The sequence below is a fragment of the 'Catharanthus roseus' aster yellows phytoplasma genome, from assembly GCF_004214875.1.
GTDB lineage: Bacteria > Bacillota_I > Bacilli_A > Acholeplasmatales > Acholeplasmataceae > Phytoplasma > Phytoplasma asteris.
The window spans coordinates 500,909-518,047 of the sequence record NZ_CP035949.1 but is presented as its reverse complement, the minus strand read 5'-3'; the positions used below and the strand labels follow the sequence as shown (position 1 = coordinate 518,047).

The 17,139-nt window shown below is 28.7% G+C and carries 17 protein-coding genes; all 17 read left to right on the top strand.

The window, feature by feature from the left end; translation table 11 throughout:
• Positions 1-73: 73 nt before the first annotated feature.
• A complete protein-coding gene (gene ftsH / locus EXT02_RS02465; protein ID WP_240682801.1) occupies positions 74-2,002 on the top strand; it encodes an ATP-dependent zinc metalloprotease FtsH in 1,929 nt (642 codons plus the stop codon).
• A gap of 333 nt (positions 2,003-2,335) precedes the next feature.
• On the top strand, positions 2,336-3,247 hold the full coding sequence (locus EXT02_RS02460) for an RluA family pseudouridine synthase (protein WP_130427892.1): 912 nt from the start codon (positions 2,336-2,338) through the stop codon (positions 3,245-3,247).
• 119 nt (positions 3,248-3,366) lie between these two features.
• Positions 3,367-4,062 (top strand): ATP-binding cassette domain-containing protein, encoded by a 696-nt coding sequence (locus EXT02_RS02455; RefSeq protein ID WP_130427890.1) that lies wholly within the window; start codon positions 3,367-3,369, stop codon positions 4,060-4,062.
• A gap of 94 nt (positions 4,063-4,156) precedes the next feature.
• Entirely contained in the window at positions 4,157-5,200 is a 1,044-nt protein-coding gene (locus EXT02_RS02450) for a MetQ/NlpA family ABC transporter substrate-binding protein (protein ID WP_130427888.1), read from the top strand.
• Between the two features lie 12 nt (positions 5,201-5,212).
• Complete coding sequence (locus EXT02_RS02445) at positions 5,213-5,914, top strand: ABC transporter permease subunit (protein WP_130427886.1); 702 nt, start codon at positions 5,213-5,215, stop codon at positions 5,912-5,914.
• A 120-nt stretch (positions 5,915-6,034) separates the two neighbouring features.
• A complete protein-coding gene (locus EXT02_RS02440) occupies positions 6,035-6,358 on the top strand; it encodes a cyclic-di-AMP receptor (RefSeq protein ID WP_069028447.1) in 324 nt (107 codons plus the stop codon).
• A 74-nt stretch (positions 6,359-6,432) separates the two neighbouring features.
• Positions 6,433-6,657 carry a 30S ribosomal protein S15 gene (gene rpsO / locus EXT02_RS02435; protein WP_130427884.1) on the top strand — a complete coding sequence of 75 codons (225 nt, stop codon included), beginning with the start codon at positions 6,433-6,435 and terminating at the stop codon, positions 6,655-6,657.
• Between the two features lie 158 nt (positions 6,658-6,815).
• The gene (locus EXT02_RS02430) at positions 6,816-7,358 is read left to right on the top strand and encodes a DJ-1/PfpI family protein (protein ID WP_071345449.1); all 543 of its coding nucleotides are present in this window, start codon (positions 6,816-6,818) and stop codon (positions 7,356-7,358) included.
• A gap of 339 nt (positions 7,359-7,697) precedes the next feature.
• Positions 7,698-8,156, top strand: a complete 459-nt coding sequence (rplM, locus tag EXT02_RS02425) for a 50S ribosomal protein L13 (RefSeq protein ID WP_130427882.1) — start codon at positions 7,698-7,700, stop codon at positions 8,154-8,156.
• Between the two features lie 4 nt (positions 8,157-8,160).
• Positions 8,161-8,553, top strand: a complete 393-nt coding sequence (gene rpsI / locus EXT02_RS02420) for a 30S ribosomal protein S9 (RefSeq protein WP_011160514.1) — start codon at positions 8,161-8,163, stop codon at positions 8,551-8,553.
• A gap of 99 nt (positions 8,554-8,652) precedes the next feature.
• A complete protein-coding gene (gltX, locus tag EXT02_RS02415) occupies positions 8,653-10,002 on the top strand; it encodes a glutamate--tRNA ligase (RefSeq protein WP_130427880.1) in 1,350 nt (449 codons plus the stop codon).
• Positions 10,003-10,169: 167 nt separating this feature from the next.
• The gene (cysS, locus tag EXT02_RS02410; protein ID WP_130427878.1) at positions 10,170-11,486 is read left to right on the top strand and encodes a cysteine--tRNA ligase; all 1,317 of its coding nucleotides are present in this window, start codon (positions 10,170-10,172) and stop codon (positions 11,484-11,486) included.
• A 171-nt stretch (positions 11,487-11,657) separates the two neighbouring features.
• On the top strand, positions 11,658-13,298 hold the full coding sequence (locus EXT02_RS02405; RefSeq protein ID WP_130427876.1) for a nucleoside kinase: 1,641 nt from the start codon (positions 11,658-11,660) through the stop codon (positions 13,296-13,298).
• Positions 13,299-13,584: 286 nt separating this feature from the next.
• Positions 13,585-14,877, top strand: a complete 1,293-nt coding sequence (thiI, locus tag EXT02_RS02400; protein ID WP_240682800.1) for a tRNA uracil 4-sulfurtransferase ThiI — start codon at positions 13,585-13,587, stop codon at positions 14,875-14,877.
• A gap of 123 nt (positions 14,878-15,000) precedes the next feature.
• Positions 15,001-15,705, top strand: coding sequence for a TrmH family RNA methyltransferase (locus tag EXT02_RS02395; protein ID WP_011160519.1), 705 nt, complete (start codon positions 15,001-15,003; stop codon positions 15,703-15,705).
• A 94-nt stretch (positions 15,706-15,799) separates the two neighbouring features.
• Positions 15,800-16,354, top strand: a complete 555-nt coding sequence (locus EXT02_RS02390; RefSeq protein WP_011160520.1) for an inorganic diphosphatase — start codon at positions 15,800-15,802, stop codon at positions 16,352-16,354.
• A gap of 247 nt (positions 16,355-16,601) precedes the next feature.
• Positions 16,602-17,060, top strand: coding sequence for an SsrA-binding protein SmpB (gene smpB / locus EXT02_RS02385; RefSeq protein ID WP_180365485.1), 459 nt, complete (start codon positions 16,602-16,604; stop codon positions 17,058-17,060).
• Positions 17,061-17,139: the final 79 nt, after the last annotated feature.

The window sequence follows — 17,139 nt, the reverse complement described above, 5'->3', positions numbered from 1 at the left end:
TAAACTCCAAACATTAAAATATTTGATTTCAATGTTTAACTCAAAGATAATTTCTTGCAAGAAAGGTTAATTTATGTCATTTTTTGATAAAATTTTTAAAAAATTCCATATGGGCGTCCTTTATTTTGCTGTAATTTTAATAGGTGCCACTTTTATTTATTGTTATTTTACTAAGAATGCAAAAAAAGATAACAATACATTTGATGAACTTGCAAAAGATAACAAAATTGAAACAATTATTTATGAACCTCACCGTTTTAATCCATATTTTTGTAATGTTGTAGTTACTACTACAGACGGCAAAGTAATTGATTTTTTTAATATGCCTTGTGAAAAAGTATTTGAAAAAAAATCAAACGGCAAATACAAATATAAAATTGATTCTGTAGATCCTAGACCTTGGAATGGTTATAAACCTGTTGTTTGGGTATTTAGACAATGTTTAACAATGTTAATTTTTTACTGTTTTTTTCTCTTTTTTGCCGATACTATCAAACAAATGGGACAAGAAATTTTGGCATCAGCCCCTGGTAAAAAAGGTTCTAAAAGTCGCAAAGTTATTATCAATCAAAAAAGATTTACTTTTTCAGATGTAGCAGGAGCTGATGAAGAAAAAGAAGAAATGTCAGAATTGATTGACTTTTTAAAAAACCCGCGCAAATACGCTGCTATGGGAGCAAGAATTCCTAAAGGAGTTTTGTTGTATGGACCTCCAGGTACAGGAAAAACTTTACTTGCCAAAGCAGTTGCAGGTGAGGCAGGCGTTCCTTTTTTTGCTGCTTCAGGTTCTGATTTTGATGAAGTTTATGTAGGTGTTGGTGCTTCACGTGTCAGAGATCTTTTTAAAGAAGCTCAACTGGCAGCTCCTTGTATCGTTTTTATCGATGAAATTGAGGCAGTTGCTAGAAAAAGAGGCTCCAATATTGGTGGGAGTAACGGTTCTGAACAAACCTTAAACCAACTTTTAGTAGAGATGGACGGCTTTAACCAAAAAATGGGTGTTATTGTTATTGCAGCTACTAACCAACCCGAAGTTCTTGACTCAGCTATTTTGCGTCCTGGACGTTTTGATCGTCACTTTAATATTACTTTACCAAATGTTAAAGACCGTGAAGCTATCTTAAAATTACATGCAAGTAATAAAAAACTTTCAGAAGAAATTAGTTTAGAAGAATTAGCTAAACAAACCCCAGGTTTTAGTGGTGCTCAATTAGAAGGCACCTTAAACGAAGCTGCTTTATTAGCTGCTAGAAGAAATGCTACTTTTATCAATAAAAAAGATATCAGCGAAGCTTTAGACCGTATTTTAATTGGACCTGCTAAAAAATCTAAAAAATACAACGACAAAGAAAAACGTATGGTAGCTTATCACGAAGCAGGGCATGCTGTTATTGGAATTAAAATTCCTTTTGCCCAAATAGTGCAAAAAATCACCATTATTCCACGCGGAAACGCAGGCGGATACAACTTAATGCTTCCTCAAGAAGAAACTTTCTTTTCTTCTAAAAAAACCCTATTAGCCCAAATTACTTCCTTTCTGGGCGGACGTGTTGCCGAAGAATTAATGTTTGACGACGTTTCTAACGGCGCTTACAACGATTTTAAACACGCTACGCAAATAGCTAAACTGATGGTAACTAAATACGGCATGAGTGATTTAGGACCAGTGCAATATTCAGGAAATACTTTCCAAAATGATTTTTCTGATCCTAAAGGTTTAGAAATTGACCAACAAATTCAAAAAATTATCGCTAATTGTTATCAACAAGCTAAACAAATTATTCAAGAAAACCAAGATTTGCTTGACACAATCGCTAAATATTTACTTGAAATTGAAACTCTTAATAAAAGAGATATTGATGAAATTGTAGCTACAGGAAAAATTGCTTGGTGGGAAAAAGAAAAAGAAGAAGCTAACAAACCAACCCAACCAACTTCTCAAATGCCTTCCAACAACGAAACAACTAGCACTGATACAACTCCTTTAAATGATGAATTGTGAAAACAACAACCAATTTAGACAACCAAGAATCAAACGAATCAAATCCAAACAATAAGGAAACAACTTCTCCAGAAGTTGTGTCAACAGATTCCGAATAAACCCAAAACCAATCTATTTTTTCATTTCTAAAAATAGTTTTTTGCAAAAACCAAAAATATCTTTACAATTAACACCAATTTTAAGCTTGCTTAGAGTTGGTGTTCGTTATGATAATTTAAATTTATCACCAATGCTTTTTCTTGATTTTTTAACCTTTTTATTATTTTTTCTTTATTTTTGAAACCCAATTCTTTTAATACATTTTTTTAACTTTTAGAAAACAAGGCCTTTTACATGAATGAAAAAAAAGAGTTTCTTATTTCTGCCAGTGAGGCATTTCAACGTTTAGATCATTTTTTATTGACTCACATTAATTTAAATAAAAGTCAATGTCAAAAATTAATTTTGGCACAACAAGTTTTGGTCAACTCCAAACCTGCGAAAAAAAGTTATTTGCTCAAAGCCCAAGACCTCATTACAGTTATTATCCCTCAAACTCAAGAATCTGTTAATTTACAAACTCCTCAAAATCTTAATTTAGACATCATTTACGAAGACCCCTATTTAGCAGTTATTAATAAACCTGCCAATTTGGTAACACACCCTTCTTTAATTTTTCAAGAAACAACCTTAGTTAATGGCTTGTTGTACCAATTTGCAACTTTAAGTCATGCAGATACCCAAAGACCTGGTATCGTGCATAGACTTGACAAAAACACTACTGGTTTATTAATTATTGCCAAAAATAATGATGTAAGCGACAAACTACAAATTGCGTTCCAACAAAGAAAAATTACCAAAATCTATTGGGCTTTAATTGAAGGTTTTTTAGAAGATAAAGGCACTATCAAACTGCCTATTGGAAGAAATCCTCATAATCGATTAAAAATGCAAGTTATTCCAGACGGTAAAACTGCTGTTACTCATTTTAAAACTTTGCAACGTTTTTCTCACTTTTCTTTGATGGAATTTAATTTGGAAACAGGAAGAACTCATCAACTAAGAGCACATTTTTCCTTCCTCAAACGTCCTATTATAGGAGATCTACTTTATGGTTCATCACACCATATTACTCCTTTAGGTCAATTTTTGCATGCCAAAATGTTAAAATTCAACCACCCTATCACCAATCAAAATCTTATTTTAGAAGCACCCTTACCTACTAATTTTGAAAAGCTTTTACAATCTCTTAACAACTCCAATTAATGCTTTAAACTTTTTTATCTTTACTTTATCATTTGTGTTTTAAACTTTTTATTTTTTTCACCCACTTTCCAACTTTTCAATCATTTAAATTAAAAAAAACAACAAACAAGGAATTATTTATGATTAAAATTAATAATCTTTCGAAAACTTTTTTCCTTAAAAAAGAAAAACTTCCAGTTTTACAAAACATTTCACTTGCAGTTTTGAAAGGCGAAATCTTTGGGTTAGTAGGAACTTCGGGTTCTGGCAAAACTACTTTATTAAAAATTATGAATGGATTTATGTTGCCTGATAAAAATGCTAATTCTTCCATGCAAAAAGCTTTTAGTCATCTAGAAAGTGCTATGATTTTTCAAAATTTTAATCTTTTGAGTAATTTAAATCTTTTTGCAAATGTGGCTCTTCCTTTAGAAATAAGAAGCACTCCAGAAGAACAAATTACTACTAAAGTAAATAAAATGCTAGATTTTGTAGGACTTCGCCAATTTGCAAATGCCTATCCTAAAACGCTTTCGGGCGGACAAAAACAACGTGTAGCCATTGCACGTGCCTTAGTTTACGAGCCTAAAATTATTTTTTGTGACGAGCCTACTTTTGCCCTGGATGAAATGACAAGTCAAGAGATTTTGAAGTTATTGCAAACAACCAATCAAAAACTAAAAACTACCATTGTTTTGGTTTCTCATAATGTTGCAGTAATTAAAAGTTTGTGCCATCGTGTAGCTATTTTGGAGCAAGGAAAATTAGCTAAAATTGCTACCCTTAATCCTTCTTGTAAATTTGAAGCTACTTCTTATCAAAACATTTTTATCTAAATTTTATCCTTTTTCTTATCCTTTTTTATCATACAAATGTTTTTGTCCAACAAAATATTAATAAATAAAATTATTTAGAAAAGAGACACATTACATGTTTAAACTATCTTCTTTATCTTCCAAAACTAAAAAAAATCTATTATTTGCCTTATTAACTATTTCTCTTTTGTGTAATTTGCTTTTGGGTTATTTTCTTTGGGATGCTAAAAAATCTTTAGCTCATACACCTTCCAACCAAAAAAACCATAAATTAACAGTAGCAACTGCTCTGCCAACTATTAAATATTTTTTAGAAGAATATGCCAAAGACCGTTTAAAAGAATACAATATTGATTTAGATGTTCAATATATAAGTTCTGGATTTAAACAAACCAATGAATTACTTTTAAACAAAAAAGTTGATGCTAAATTAGACGCTCATGTACATGATTTAAATATTTTTAATAAAGAAAATCCAAATATTCCAGATCAGGATAAATTAACGTTTAGCCAAGTAGTTTATTTAGCTAAATTTGGGCTTTTTGCTAAACCTAATACTTTTAATAATTTAGAAGGAATTCAAAAAAACAATCATCCTAACAACCTTAAAATTTTGATGCCACAAGACAATTTTCAACGTTCTTTAGCTTTGCGCGTGTTGCAAGAATTAAAAATTATTGAAGAAATAAACCCAAAACGCACTCTTAGCACTGAAGAACAATTTAATTTAAAAACTACAGATTTTAAATCTACTAATTTATATCCTGACATAGAATACACTACTGAATCGAATTTAATGACAATTACATCTAGATTTCTTGCTCCTAATGATTTTGATTTATGTCTTAATTATCCTACTCTTATGGGATTGGGAATAAATAATTTTATATCACTAGGAATAATGCAAAAGCCCACTAATTTAGATGATATTATTTATTCTTATACCATTTCTTTAGTGACTACTAACAATAATAAAAATAACTGGAAAATTAAAATTTTACAAGATATTTTAAAAGAAGAAGAAGCTATTGAATATATGGAAAAAAGCCAATTTGCAACCAATTTTTATATGATTCCAAGACAAGAAGTTAAACAAATAAGTAAAAACATTAAAGATAAATATTTAGGCAAAACAGGCGCCGCTCCTGCTTCTAATTAATGGAAAAACTCAATGGAAAATAATATTTTTATTCGTTTGTGGAATGTTTTAGCTAAAAATCAATTGGTATGGAATGGTTTTAAAGAAACTCTTAAAATTACTTTAATAGGTTGTTTTATTGCTTTTTTTCTAGGGCTTATTTTAGGAGTTTTATTATATTTATTCAAAATACAAAAACATTATAAAAGATATTGGATTTTAAATAGTTTGATGAATTTTTTCATTTCTACTCCTTTTTTAATCTTAATTGTTTTATTACTAAAATTAATTTTAATCCCTTATTTTCGCATGGGTTATGGCTTTGGTACTGCCCTTTTTTTCTTAGTCTTAGCTATTGCTCCTCTTTTTGCTCGTCATTGTGAACAAGTTTTTTTAACTACTAATCCAGAATTATACCAAACATCATTTAGTCTTGGAGCAACTAAATTTCAATTTGTGACTAAATTTTTGTTAACAGAAACCCGTTCTGATATCATTTTCAAACTAGCTTCTCTTTTTATCACTTCCCTTGCTTATTCTTCTGTTTTGCAAATTGTAGGGCATCAAGGTATTGCAGCAGTGGCAATTGATAATGGCTATAACGGACATTATGATTTTGATCCCTTTTTTACTCGCTTTGATTTAATTATAGTATCTGCTTTGCTTACCTTTATTTTAACTCAAACAGTTTATTTTTTAGGAAATCGCATTGCTTTTGCCCTTGATAAACGCTAATTACATCCATTTTTTACCAATTTTTTTCCTCTCACCAACTTTTTTATCATTTTTTTCCGCAATTTAGTCTTTTTTTTCATCAAATAAAGTAAAATAATGTATAATACTGTTGTGGATAATATGAAATTAATTATAGCTATCGTTTCTAGTCACGATGCTAACAAAGTACAACAATCTTTAATAGAAAATAGTTTTTTTACAACTAGATTAGCTACTAAAGGAGGTTTTTTAAAAGAAGCTAATGCAACTTTTATTTTAGGAGTCAAAGAAGAACAAGTACCCAAAGCTTTAGAAATTATAAAAGCCCATTCTCATAAAAAAACTCAAATGATTCCAAACAATATCATCAATGAGTTTAGTGCTTATAATTCTTTTCCTACCGAAGTTTCTGTGGGCGGAGCAACGATTTTTGTTCTTGATGTGGACCAGTTTTTAAAAGTTTAACATTAATTAATAATTTTATCAAACCTAAAACCTATCAAATTCAACCAAATTTAAATTAAAAAAGGAGTTTTTACGTGGCATTAATCAAAGAACAAAAACAAGAAATCATTAAACAAAATTCACGTTTTGCAAAAGACACAGGTTCATCTGAAGTTCAAATTGCTATTTTATCAGCAGAAATCAAACAATTAAGTGAACATTTAAAAAAACACCCTCATGATTTTCACTCTAAAAGAGGTTTGTTTATGAAAAACAGCAAAAGACGTAATTTAGTAAAATATTTAGCAAACCAAAATTAATAATTAAAATATCACAGCTTTTGTGGTATTTTTTTATTTTTATTTTCCTTGCATTTAATTTACTCAAAACCAACCCCAACCCCCCCAAAAATTACTTACACACACACACACGCAACTAAACGCATAACAAAGTTAAAAAGGAGACAACAAGGAACAATATGAAAGGTTTATTAGTTTTATATGACGGATTTGAGGATTGTGAGGCTTTAGTCACAAGAGCTTTATTAAATCGCGTAGCCCTTCCTTTAACAACTGCAACTCTAAATCCCCAATTAGAAGTTATGTCTTCTAGCGGGCTTTGTGTAAAAGCAGATGCCAATTTAGCTACTATTAATCCTTTAGAATACGATTTTTTAGTTATTCCTGGAGGACCTTACGTAGCGCAAATTATTGAAAAAGAAACTTTTTTATTAAAATTAATTCAAAAATTTGTTGATGCTAATAAAGTTATTGGAGCTATTTGTGCCGCTCCCATGTTTCTAGGCAAACTAGATTTATTAAAAAATCACCCTTTTACTTGCTTTCCTTCTTGTAATCATTTTATTGAAGGCACTTATTTGCCAGACCAAAAAGCTGTTATTAGTGATAAATTTGTAACTTCGCGTTCTCCTATAACCGTCTTTGACTTTGTTTTTGCTTTAGTAGAAGTGCTGAAAGGCAAAGCTTTTGCTTTTGCTTTTAAAAATTCCCTTAATGTTTAGTAAATTTGGGACTTTTTATTTGTATATAAAAAATATCAAAATTATCTGATAACCATCCAACCATTATCCTCTTTTTTCATTTTTTTTACACAATTTATGCATTCTTTTTTAAAAAAATTTGACAAAATGATTTTTTACTTGACTTAATGACATTATTTTAGTAAAATATTAAGAGAATGTTGAAAATAAAAAATTACTATTTCATAATAATTAAGACTATTTCATATCTAAATTACAAAAGATTTCATAACTCTTTTGTTTTTGTCGCTTTCAAACAAAATACAAATACACACATAAAATTAATCACTATTTTTTCATTAATAATAAGGAGAAAATTCCATGACAGAACAATTGCAACCAAAAAACAATCAAAAAACTTTAATGGCTAATAAAACAACAGTAAAACCTAAATGGCATCTAGTAGATGCTAAGGGCAAAACCCTAGGCAGATTAGCTACCAAAGTGGCTTCCATTTTAAAAGGAAAACACAAAACACATTACACGCCACACATAGACAATGGTGATTATGTTATTGTTGTAAATGCTGCCTATATTCATTTAACTGGCAAAAAGTGGCAACAAAAAACTTACTACAAACATTCAGGTTATCCAGGTGGTTTAACTAAAGTTGTAGCTTCAGAAATGATGCGTAAATTTCCTACAAGAATGGTTGAAAAAGCAATTTTAGGAATGGTTCCTCATACTAAATTAGGTTCACAAATTGGTAAAAAATTATTTGTTTATGCCGAACAAACCCACAATCACCAAGCGCAACAACCAGAAAGTTTAGAGGTTTAATTAGATGAAAAAAGTAAATTATTTTGGTACTGGTCGTCGTAAAAGTGCTGTGGCAAGAGTTATTTTAACTAATGGTACTGGCAAAATTACAATCAATACTAGAGATTTTGAAAAATATTTACCATTACCTGCAACACGCCTAGAAATGATTCAACCTTTAGAATTAACTGAAAAAAGAGAAGCTTTTGATGTAAGTGTGAATGTAAACGGCGGAGGGCTTTCAGCTCAAGCAGGCGCTATTCGTTTAGGAATTGCACGCGCTTTAATTGAAAGTGTCCCCGAATTAAGAGCCATTTTAAAAAAAGCTGGTTTATTAACTCGCGATGCTCGTTGTGTTGAACGCAAAAAATACGGTTTAAAAAAAGCTCGTCGAGCACCACAATTTTCCAAACGTTAATCCAAAAAAGAACTTTGTCAAAAAGTTCCTTTTTTTTAAATTTTCCACCAACACCTCCTCTATCGATTTTAAATTAAAAGGAAAACCATTACTGTAACTATGAAAAAAATTAAAGTTCGTTATGCTCCAAGCCCTACTGGTTTTTTGCATATAGGAAATGCCCGCACTGCTTTATTCAATTATTTGTTTGCCAAACACAATCAAGGAGAGTTTATCATCCGCATCGAAGACACCGATTTTTCACGCAATGTTGAAGGCGGCGAGGCTTCTCAATTAAAAAATTTACGTTGGTTAGGAATTGATTGGAGCGAAGGGCCCGATATCCAAGGACCTTTTGGACCTTATCGCCAATCAGAAAGACTTGCCATTTACCAAAAATACGCCCAAAAACTACTTGATCAAGATCTCGCTTACAAAGAATTTCAAGAAGGACACACCACTTTTGCCATAAGATTTCGCGTTCCTACCAATCAAACTTTTGCCTTTGATGATTTAATTAGGGGCAAACTTACTTTTCAAAGTCAAGAAATCGAAGACTTTATTATCCTCAAATCAAACGGCTATCCTTCTTATAATTTTGCAGTTGTCATTGATGATAACTTAATGCAGATTTCTCATATTTTTCGAGGAGAAGAACACATCACTAACACTCCTAAACAAATTATGATTTATCAAGCTTTCCAATGGCATCTTCCTCAATTTGCTCACATGACTTTAATTCTTAACGACAACAAAAAAAAATTAAGCAAAAGAGATGCTAATATTATGCAATTTATTGAACAATATGAAAAATTAGGATACTTGCCACAAGCATTATTTAATTTCTTATCTTTGTTAGGATTTAGTCCTTTAAGCCAAACCGAAATATTAAGTCCCCAAGAATTAATTAATTTATTTGATGTGGCACGCCTAAACAAAGCTCCTGCTATGTTTGATAAAACTAAACTAGATTATTTGAATAATCAACATTTAAGAAAGTTGCTTCCAGAAGTAATTGCATCATTTATTTTGCAAAAAAAATATTTAGCTCTTACAAACGCTCCTACAAATGACAAAGAGTGGATGACTAAATTTGTGGCTTTGTTTCAAGATAGAATGAATTATATGCAACAAATCACAGATTTTTATCAACTTTTTTTTCAATCCACACCTTTTTTATCGAAAGAAGCTACACATTTTTTACAAACCAATCCCCAAACAACCCTTATTTTAAAAACTTTTTATAATGTTTTTGATGTTATTGTATTTGAAAAAGATGTTATTGCTAATTCCATTAAACAAGTTACTAACCAAAATGATTTTGCTAAAAAAACACTTTTTATGGCTTTGCGTATCGGAACTACTTGCAAAATGCATGGTCCCAGTATCGCCCTTTTATTAGAATTGTTAGGAAAAAAACAAGTACTTAAAAATCTATCTTATGTTTTAGAACAAGCCCAAAAATTTTAATTAATTCCATTTGAAAAATAATATTTATATATTTCATATTTAATTTAATTTACTTATCATTTTATTTTATATAATTCATCCCATCGCAATTTAACCCTTATTTTTTTCTTTTATTTGCCACCCTCATTTTTCTTTATGCCATTTTCCAAACAAAAAGGATTTCTTTAATGCTAAAAATTTATAACTCTTTAACTCGCAAAAAAGAATTTTTTAACCCTGCCCATCCGCCCCAAATTAACATGTATGTTTGTGGACCTACTGTCTATAATCACCTGCATTTAGGAAACACCAGACCGTTAATTTTTTTTGATACAGTGAAAAGATATTTAGAAATGCTTAATTTTAGGGTATATTATGTAGTAAATATTACTGATATTGATGATAAAATTATTGAAAATGCCCTTAAAAACCAAGTTTTGGAACAAGATTTAGCCAATAAATATATTAAATCTTTCAACAATCTCCTCAAAACTCTAAACATTCAAACCATTAATTTTAAACCTCAAGCTACTCAATATATCAATTCTATGATTGTCTACATCCAAACTCTTTTAGACCAAGGATTTGCTTATTTTACCGATCAAGGAATATATTTTCGTGTATCTAAAATTGATGATTATGGTAAACTCAAAAAACAAGATTTATCCCAACTTAAACAAAATGCACGTAAACAATTAGACCCCCAAAAAGAATTTCCAGGAGATTTTATTTTATGGAAAAAAACTTCGCAAGGTATTGCATACCCAAGTCCTTGGTTTGCAGGGCGTCCTGGTTGGCATACTGAATGTGCAACTATGATCGAGCAACTTTTTAAATTGCCTTTGGATATTCATGGAGGAGGTACAGATTTAAAATTTCCTCATCATGAAAATGAAATTGCCCAAACACACTCCCATAGCCACCAAAAATTAGCTAATTTTTTTATGCATGTAGAAAGATTAGATTATCAAAATCAAAAAATGTCTAAATCTTTAGGAAATATTATTTGGTGTAAAGATTTATTAAAACAATACAATCCTTGCATAATAAAGCTTTTAATTTTGAGTACTCATTACCGCAAGCCAATCAATTTTAGTTATGATTTGATGGAACAAGCCCAACAAAAATACCAAAAAATAACTGATTTTTTAACTAAAAATAATTTTTATTTAAAAGTTAATCAATTTTCTTGCCAAGCCTTAGACCAAGATATAATGCAGTTATTTCATCAATTAATGCAAGATGATTTGGCTACTCATAAAGTAATTGATTTAATGGAACAAACAATTAAACAAACCCATCAAACCCAAATTTTGGATAAGTTATCCCAATTTCAAAACTCTTTATTATTAATTTTAAATATTTTAGGAATTGCAATTCCATTTAACAAACCAACAAAAACAGACTTAAAAACATATTTTTTGTGGCAAGATGCAAGAAAATGTAGAGATTTTGCCCAAGCAGATATTTTAAGAAAGCAATTATTAGATAAAGGCTTTATTTAAAAACTTTGAAACGCTCCAATAATTTGCCTCCACATTTTAATTATTTTTTTTACCTTTTTTTATTTTTCAATATTATTTATTGCAATTCACAAACATTACAATAATTTTATTTATTTAGAAAAAGACCTCTTAATTGAGGTTTTTAATATATTATCAGTATCAGAGGGAATCGTGCTAAAAGTTTATTATAATCAAAACATCCTAAATGTTCCTTTAAACACTAGTTTAGAGACTTTAAAAAATCAATTAAACCTTAAAAATGTTTATGCTGCTAAAGTAAACAATAAATTAAAAGAACTTACCTTTAAATTGCATGCCCCCATCAATCAAATTACTTTTTTAGGCGCTTGGAACGCTGCGGCTGTAAATATTTATGAAGCTAGTTTAAGATATTTAGTTGCTATGGCATCTTATAAACTTTTTGAAAATATTTCATTACATTTTACTTATTATAGTTCTTCTAGTATTTTGGTATCTTTTCCCAAAGAAATTACCTTTTTGCCAGAAATGTTTCAAAAAATTAAAGAAGAAATGCATTTGTTAGTATCGCAAAAATTAGATATTACCAAAAAGAAATTGCCCCTTGAAAAAGCCTTGCAAATTTATCAATCTTTGGGATTTGGGGATAAAATTAGTCTCCTCAAACAAAAAGCTCCTTCCTTTGCTACCCTTTATTTTTGCCAAAACTATTGTAATTATATGTATCAAGGTTTAGTTCCTAACACTAGTTATTTAGATAAATATCATTTATTTTATCATCAAAATGGGTTTGTTATGCAATTTGTAACTCCTTTTAGTGGTGAAAAAATTCCTCCTTTTCAACAAGAACCTCTATTTGAACAAATGCTTACTCAAAGTTTGGCTTTTAAAAAAACTATTCAAATGCAAAATGTTTCCCAAATTAATCAATTTGCCAAAACTGCTCAAAGTCAATTTAATTTAATTAATCTTGCAGAAATTAATCATCAAAATCAGTTGCAACAATTAAGTGCTAAAATTGCTAAACGTGCCTCCAATCTTAAAATTATTAATATTTCGGGTCCTTCTTCTAGTGGAAAAACTACATTTGCTAAAAGATTACAATTACAATTACAAGCGTTTGGAATTTGTACTTTTATTATTGCTATGGATAATTATTATTTGCCTTTGAAAGATATTCCCAAAGAAAAAGATGGCATCTCCTTTGATTTTGAAAGTATTGATGCCTTAAATATTCCTTTATTTAATCAAAATATCTATGATTTGCTGACTTGCAAAAAGACTACTATTCCCCAATTTGATTTTGTTACTCGTAGTCATACCCAAAAAGATATTCAAACCCATAATCATATTATTTTGGTAGAAGGAATACATGCCATAAACCCTAAACTTACTCCTTTTATTCCAAGATTACAAAAATTTCAAATCTATATCGCCCCACAACATCAATTATCACTAGATTTCCACAATCCTTTACATTTAACCGATGTGAGGTTTTTAAGAAGAGCTATAAGAGATTATATTTCTAGGAATACTACTATTTTAAGGACTTTTGAGTTTTGGGATTCTGTGCGAAAAGGGGAGTTTAGATGGATTTATCCTAATCAACAAGAAGCTGATTTTGTTTTCAATTCTGAATTAATTTATGAATTTAATGTTTTGAAACCATATTTAATTCCTTTGTTATTGCAAATTCCTGAAACAAGTAAGTATTTTGATAAAGCTCAGTATTTTTTAAATTTGTTAAGTTTTTTTAAATCTTTTGATTCTAATTTAGTGTTCCATGAGTCTTTGTTAAAAGAATTTATTGGTGGGAGTCCTTTTTATTTTTAGATTATTTTATAATTAAATATTTTGTTATATGGAAAGATTAACTTTTGTAAAAGTTAATCTTTTTTTGTTGAAAAAGATATATTATATAAATGAGGATGTATAAATTATAATTGCAGTATTTAAGGCAAAAACTTATCAATATGCAGTTGTATCACAAAAATAGTTATATTCATGTTATAATTAAGCTGTAAAAAGTTATTATATTTTAATATTTAAGTGTATAAAGATATTTAAATATAATTTATTCAAAAATATTCATACACAAAATATTGATGTGAGGAACTTTATGTATCAAAAAAAAATTTTAATTAGATTTGGAGAATTATTTTTAAAAGGAAAAAATAAAAAAACTTTCATTAATACATTAAGACAATTATTACAAAATAAAATTAAAGACCTTTGCAACGTTCAAATGTATTTTAAACACGATTATGCTTATCTAGAATATATTTATGATGCAATTTTAGAAAAAGAAATTCTTAAAAGATTATCTTATGTATCAGGGATTTCTTCTTTTGTTGTAGTAAGTCAAGCAAGTAGACAATTAGATGATATTGTTCAAAAAGCTTGTTTATTGTTGCAAGAAAAAATTACAAAAAATACTTCTTTTAAAATAGAAACCACTAGAAAAGATAAAAGTTTTGCTTTAAAAAGTTTGGAACTTACCCAACAAATTGCTCCTTTAATTTTAAAGCAGTTTGAAGGTAAATTAATAGTTGATGTTAAAAATCCTCAAGTTATTTTACATGTTAGTATTAGAAAAGAAAAAACTTATCTTTATTTAAAAAGTGATGAAACTCAAGCTTTAGGAGGGTTTCCTGTTTCTTCTGGTAGTAGAGGAACTGTTTTGATGAGTGGTGGTATTGATTCTCCTGTAGCTGCTTATTTGGCGATGAAAAAAGGTATTACAGTAGAGTTATTACATTTTGAATCAAGCCCTTTAACTCCTTTAGAATCAATCCAAAAAGTAATTGATTTAGCTAAAGTTTTGAGTCGTTATGCTTTTGGTAATCAAATTAAATTGCATTTAGTGCCTTTTAGATATTTGCAAGAAACAATTACTAAAACAGTTCTAGATTCTTATATCATTAATGTTATGCGTCGGATGATGTATCGTTTAGCTTCTCAATTTGCTTTTCAAAAAAATCATTTATGTTTAATTAACGGTGAATCAGTAGGACAAGTAGCAAGTCAAACTTTGGAAAGTATGCAGACAACTACTCAAGTAACGAGTATGACTATTTTAAGACCTTTAGTTACTATGGATAAAAATGAAATAATTAAAATAGCTAAACAAATTGATACTTTTGATATTTCTATTCGTGCTTTTCATGATTGTTGTACTCTTTATTTGCCTCAAAATCCCGCCACTAAACCAACTATTCTAAAAGCTAAAAGAGAAGAGCAAAAAATAGATTATTCCCCCTTATTAAATGATGCTTTTCAAAATACAATTACTCTAAATATAGACCAACATTTGCAATTTAATATCTGTGATTATGGTTTTTTTGATGTAAAAGAATCAATTAAGCATTTTTGCGAACAAAATCCAGAGCAAACAATTGTAAGTCAATATTAAAATACAAAAGATAAAAAACAATTCAATAAAAAACAATTCAATAAAATAATATTTAAAAAGAGCGTAAAATGCAAATTAATTTTATATTTTTATGCTTTACTAATTTCATTCAAAGGAACATTTATGATTACATCGAAACAAAATCCTACTTTTAAAAAATTAAAAAAATTACAATTAAAAAAATATCGCGATTTATATCAACAATTTTTAGTATATGGTGATCATCTAATTGAACAAGCACAAAAAAACAACGCTGTTGTTACCATTTTTACTTCTAATGAGGAAAAACCAGGGACTTTTATTGCGCCTTCTTTGATGAAAGAATTATCTCAAACTAAAACTGTCTTTGAGCAAATGGCTCTTTGCAAACCTACCTCAGAGAATAATTTATTGTCTGATAAAATTTTAGTTTTGGATGATATTCAAGACCCTGCTAATTTAGGAGCTTTAATGCGTTCTGCTAGTGCTTTTGGGTTTAATCAAGTTTTTGCCAGTTTTCATAGCGCTGATTTTTATCATGAAAAAACTATTAGATCAAGCCAAGGTGCCTTATTTTCGCTTTCCTTAAAAAGAGGCAATACCAAATCCTTTTTAGAAGAAATTAAAGAAAAAAACTATTCTATTTTTAGTGCTTTTCCCCAAAAAGCCAATATTACTATGGAAGATGCTAAAAAATATCCTAAAAAAGTATTAGTTTTAGGAAACGAAGGACAAGGGATTTCTTTGGAAACAGAAGCCCTTTCTGATTATTTTGTAAATATTTGCACTCAAAATGTCGAAAGCCTAAATGTTGCAGTTGCAGGAAGTATTTTAATGTATCTTTTGTAATTACCAAAGATAAAAATTTATTGCAAAAAAAATAAAACAATAAAATATCATAAAACAAATTATAAAATAAATAAAATAATAAAGAGGTTTAAAAATGAATATATTACATGATATTAATCCTGAAAGAATTACCAAAGAAGAGTTTATAGTAGTTATTGAAATTTCTCAAGGAAGTAAAAAAAAATATGAGATTGACAAAGAAACAGGTCTTTTGTTGCTTGATCGTTTTTTGACAACTGCTTTTCGATATCCGATTAATTATGGATTTGTTCCTTTAACTCATTGTGAAGACAATGATCCTTTAGATGTTTTGGTGTTATCTCAAGAAATCCTAGATCCTATGACTTTGGTAAAATGTCGTCCTTTGGGAGTAATTAAAATGATTGATAATGATGAATTAGATGAAAAAGTAATTGCAGTTCCTGTTTTTGATAAGTATTTTTCTCATTTACAAGATTTAAAAGATATGCCTTTGCCAATGATTGCAGAAATTAAGCATTTTTTTGAAAATTACAAAGCTTTGGAAAAGAAAAAAGTAGTTATTGAAGCTATACAAGATAAACAAGCAGCATTTAGTGCTATTGAAACAAGTCTTTTAACTTATCAAAAAGTTATTAAACCTTCTTTAAAGAAAGAAAAAAAGCAATAAAAACCTTCTTATATTTTTGCAAATAAAGTTTATTTGTGTTTTGCCTCCATATCATTTTTCAGTTTTAATAAGGCTCAATTGTAATTAAATTATTTGATTAATATTTGATTAAAATGTTTGAAAAGAAAAGATTTGACAATAATATTGGTGATAAATATACTGTACAACAAACTTATTTTTAAAAAAACTTACTAACTCAATTTTGATTATTGCATTTATTTCATTTTGCAAAGGAAAAGTTTAAATTATGAAAACAATTATCACTAATAAAAAAGCATTTTATGATTATTCTTTAGAAAAGAAAAAATATCAAGCAGGAATCAAATTATTAGGAAGCGAAGTAAAATCAATTAGAATAGGAAAAATTAATTTATTAAACTCCTATATTCATATCAAAAATGAAGAAGCTTTTATAGTGAATATGACTATTTTAAAATATCCTTTTAGTTGTTGTTTGGCATATGATGAAAATAGAACTAAAAAGCTTTTGTTGCAAAAACATGAAATTATCCAAATTCAAAACAAAATTAAAACTGAAAAATTGTCTGTTATTCCTTTAAAAGTTTATTTTAATAAAAATTTAGTTAAATTAGAAATTGCCTTAGCTAAAGGTAAGAAACAACACGATAAAAGAAATGCTTTAAAAGACTTTGATGCTAAATTGCGTATTCAAAAAACATTAAAAAACTTTAATCAAAAACAATAAACATTAACCCTTGTATTTTTTAATGAATAAAAAACCAATTTTAAAAATCCCCAACTTAAATTGCTTAATATTTTGTATT

Coding starts and splice junctions, on each gene's coding strand:
- smpB (WP_180365485.1), top strand. CDS start 16,602: ATGAAAACAATTATCACTAATAAAAAAGCATTTTATGATTATTCTTTA.
- EXT02_RS02395 (WP_011160519.1), top strand. CDS start 15,001: ATGATTACATCGAAACAAAATCCTACTTTTAAAAAATTAAAAAAATTA.
- EXT02_RS02460 (WP_130427892.1), top strand. CDS start 2,336: ATGAATGAAAAAAAAGAGTTTCTTATTTCTGCCAGTGAGGCATTTCAA.
- cysS (WP_130427878.1), top strand. CDS start 10,170: ATGCTAAAAATTTATAACTCTTTAACTCGCAAAAAAGAATTTTTTAAC.
- rplM (WP_130427882.1), top strand. CDS start 7,698: ATGACAGAACAATTGCAACCAAAAAACAATCAAAAAACTTTAATGGCT.
- EXT02_RS02450 (WP_130427888.1), top strand. CDS start 4,157: ATGTTTAAACTATCTTCTTTATCTTCCAAAACTAAAAAAAATCTATTA.
- EXT02_RS02440 (WP_069028447.1), top strand. CDS start 6,035: ATGAAATTAATTATAGCTATCGTTTCTAGTCACGATGCTAACAAAGTA.
- EXT02_RS02430 (WP_071345449.1), top strand. CDS start 6,816: ATGAAAGGTTTATTAGTTTTATATGACGGATTTGAGGATTGTGAGGCT.
- gltX (WP_130427880.1), top strand. CDS start 8,653: ATGAAAAAAATTAAAGTTCGTTATGCTCCAAGCCCTACTGGTTTTTTG.
- EXT02_RS02390 (WP_011160520.1), top strand. CDS start 15,800: ATGAATATATTACATGATATTAATCCTGAAAGAATTACCAAAGAAGAG.
- EXT02_RS02445 (WP_130427886.1), top strand. CDS start 5,213: ATGGAAAATAATATTTTTATTCGTTTGTGGAATGTTTTAGCTAAAAAT.
- EXT02_RS02455 (WP_130427890.1), top strand. CDS start 3,367: ATGATTAAAATTAATAATCTTTCGAAAACTTTTTTCCTTAAAAAAGAA.
- rpsI (WP_011160514.1), top strand. CDS start 8,161: ATGAAAAAAGTAAATTATTTTGGTACTGGTCGTCGTAAAAGTGCTGTG.
- ftsH (WP_240682801.1), top strand. CDS start 74: ATGTCATTTTTTGATAAAATTTTTAAAAAATTCCATATGGGCGTCCTT.
- thiI (WP_240682800.1), top strand. CDS start 13,585: ATGTATCAAAAAAAAATTTTAATTAGATTTGGAGAATTATTTTTAAAA.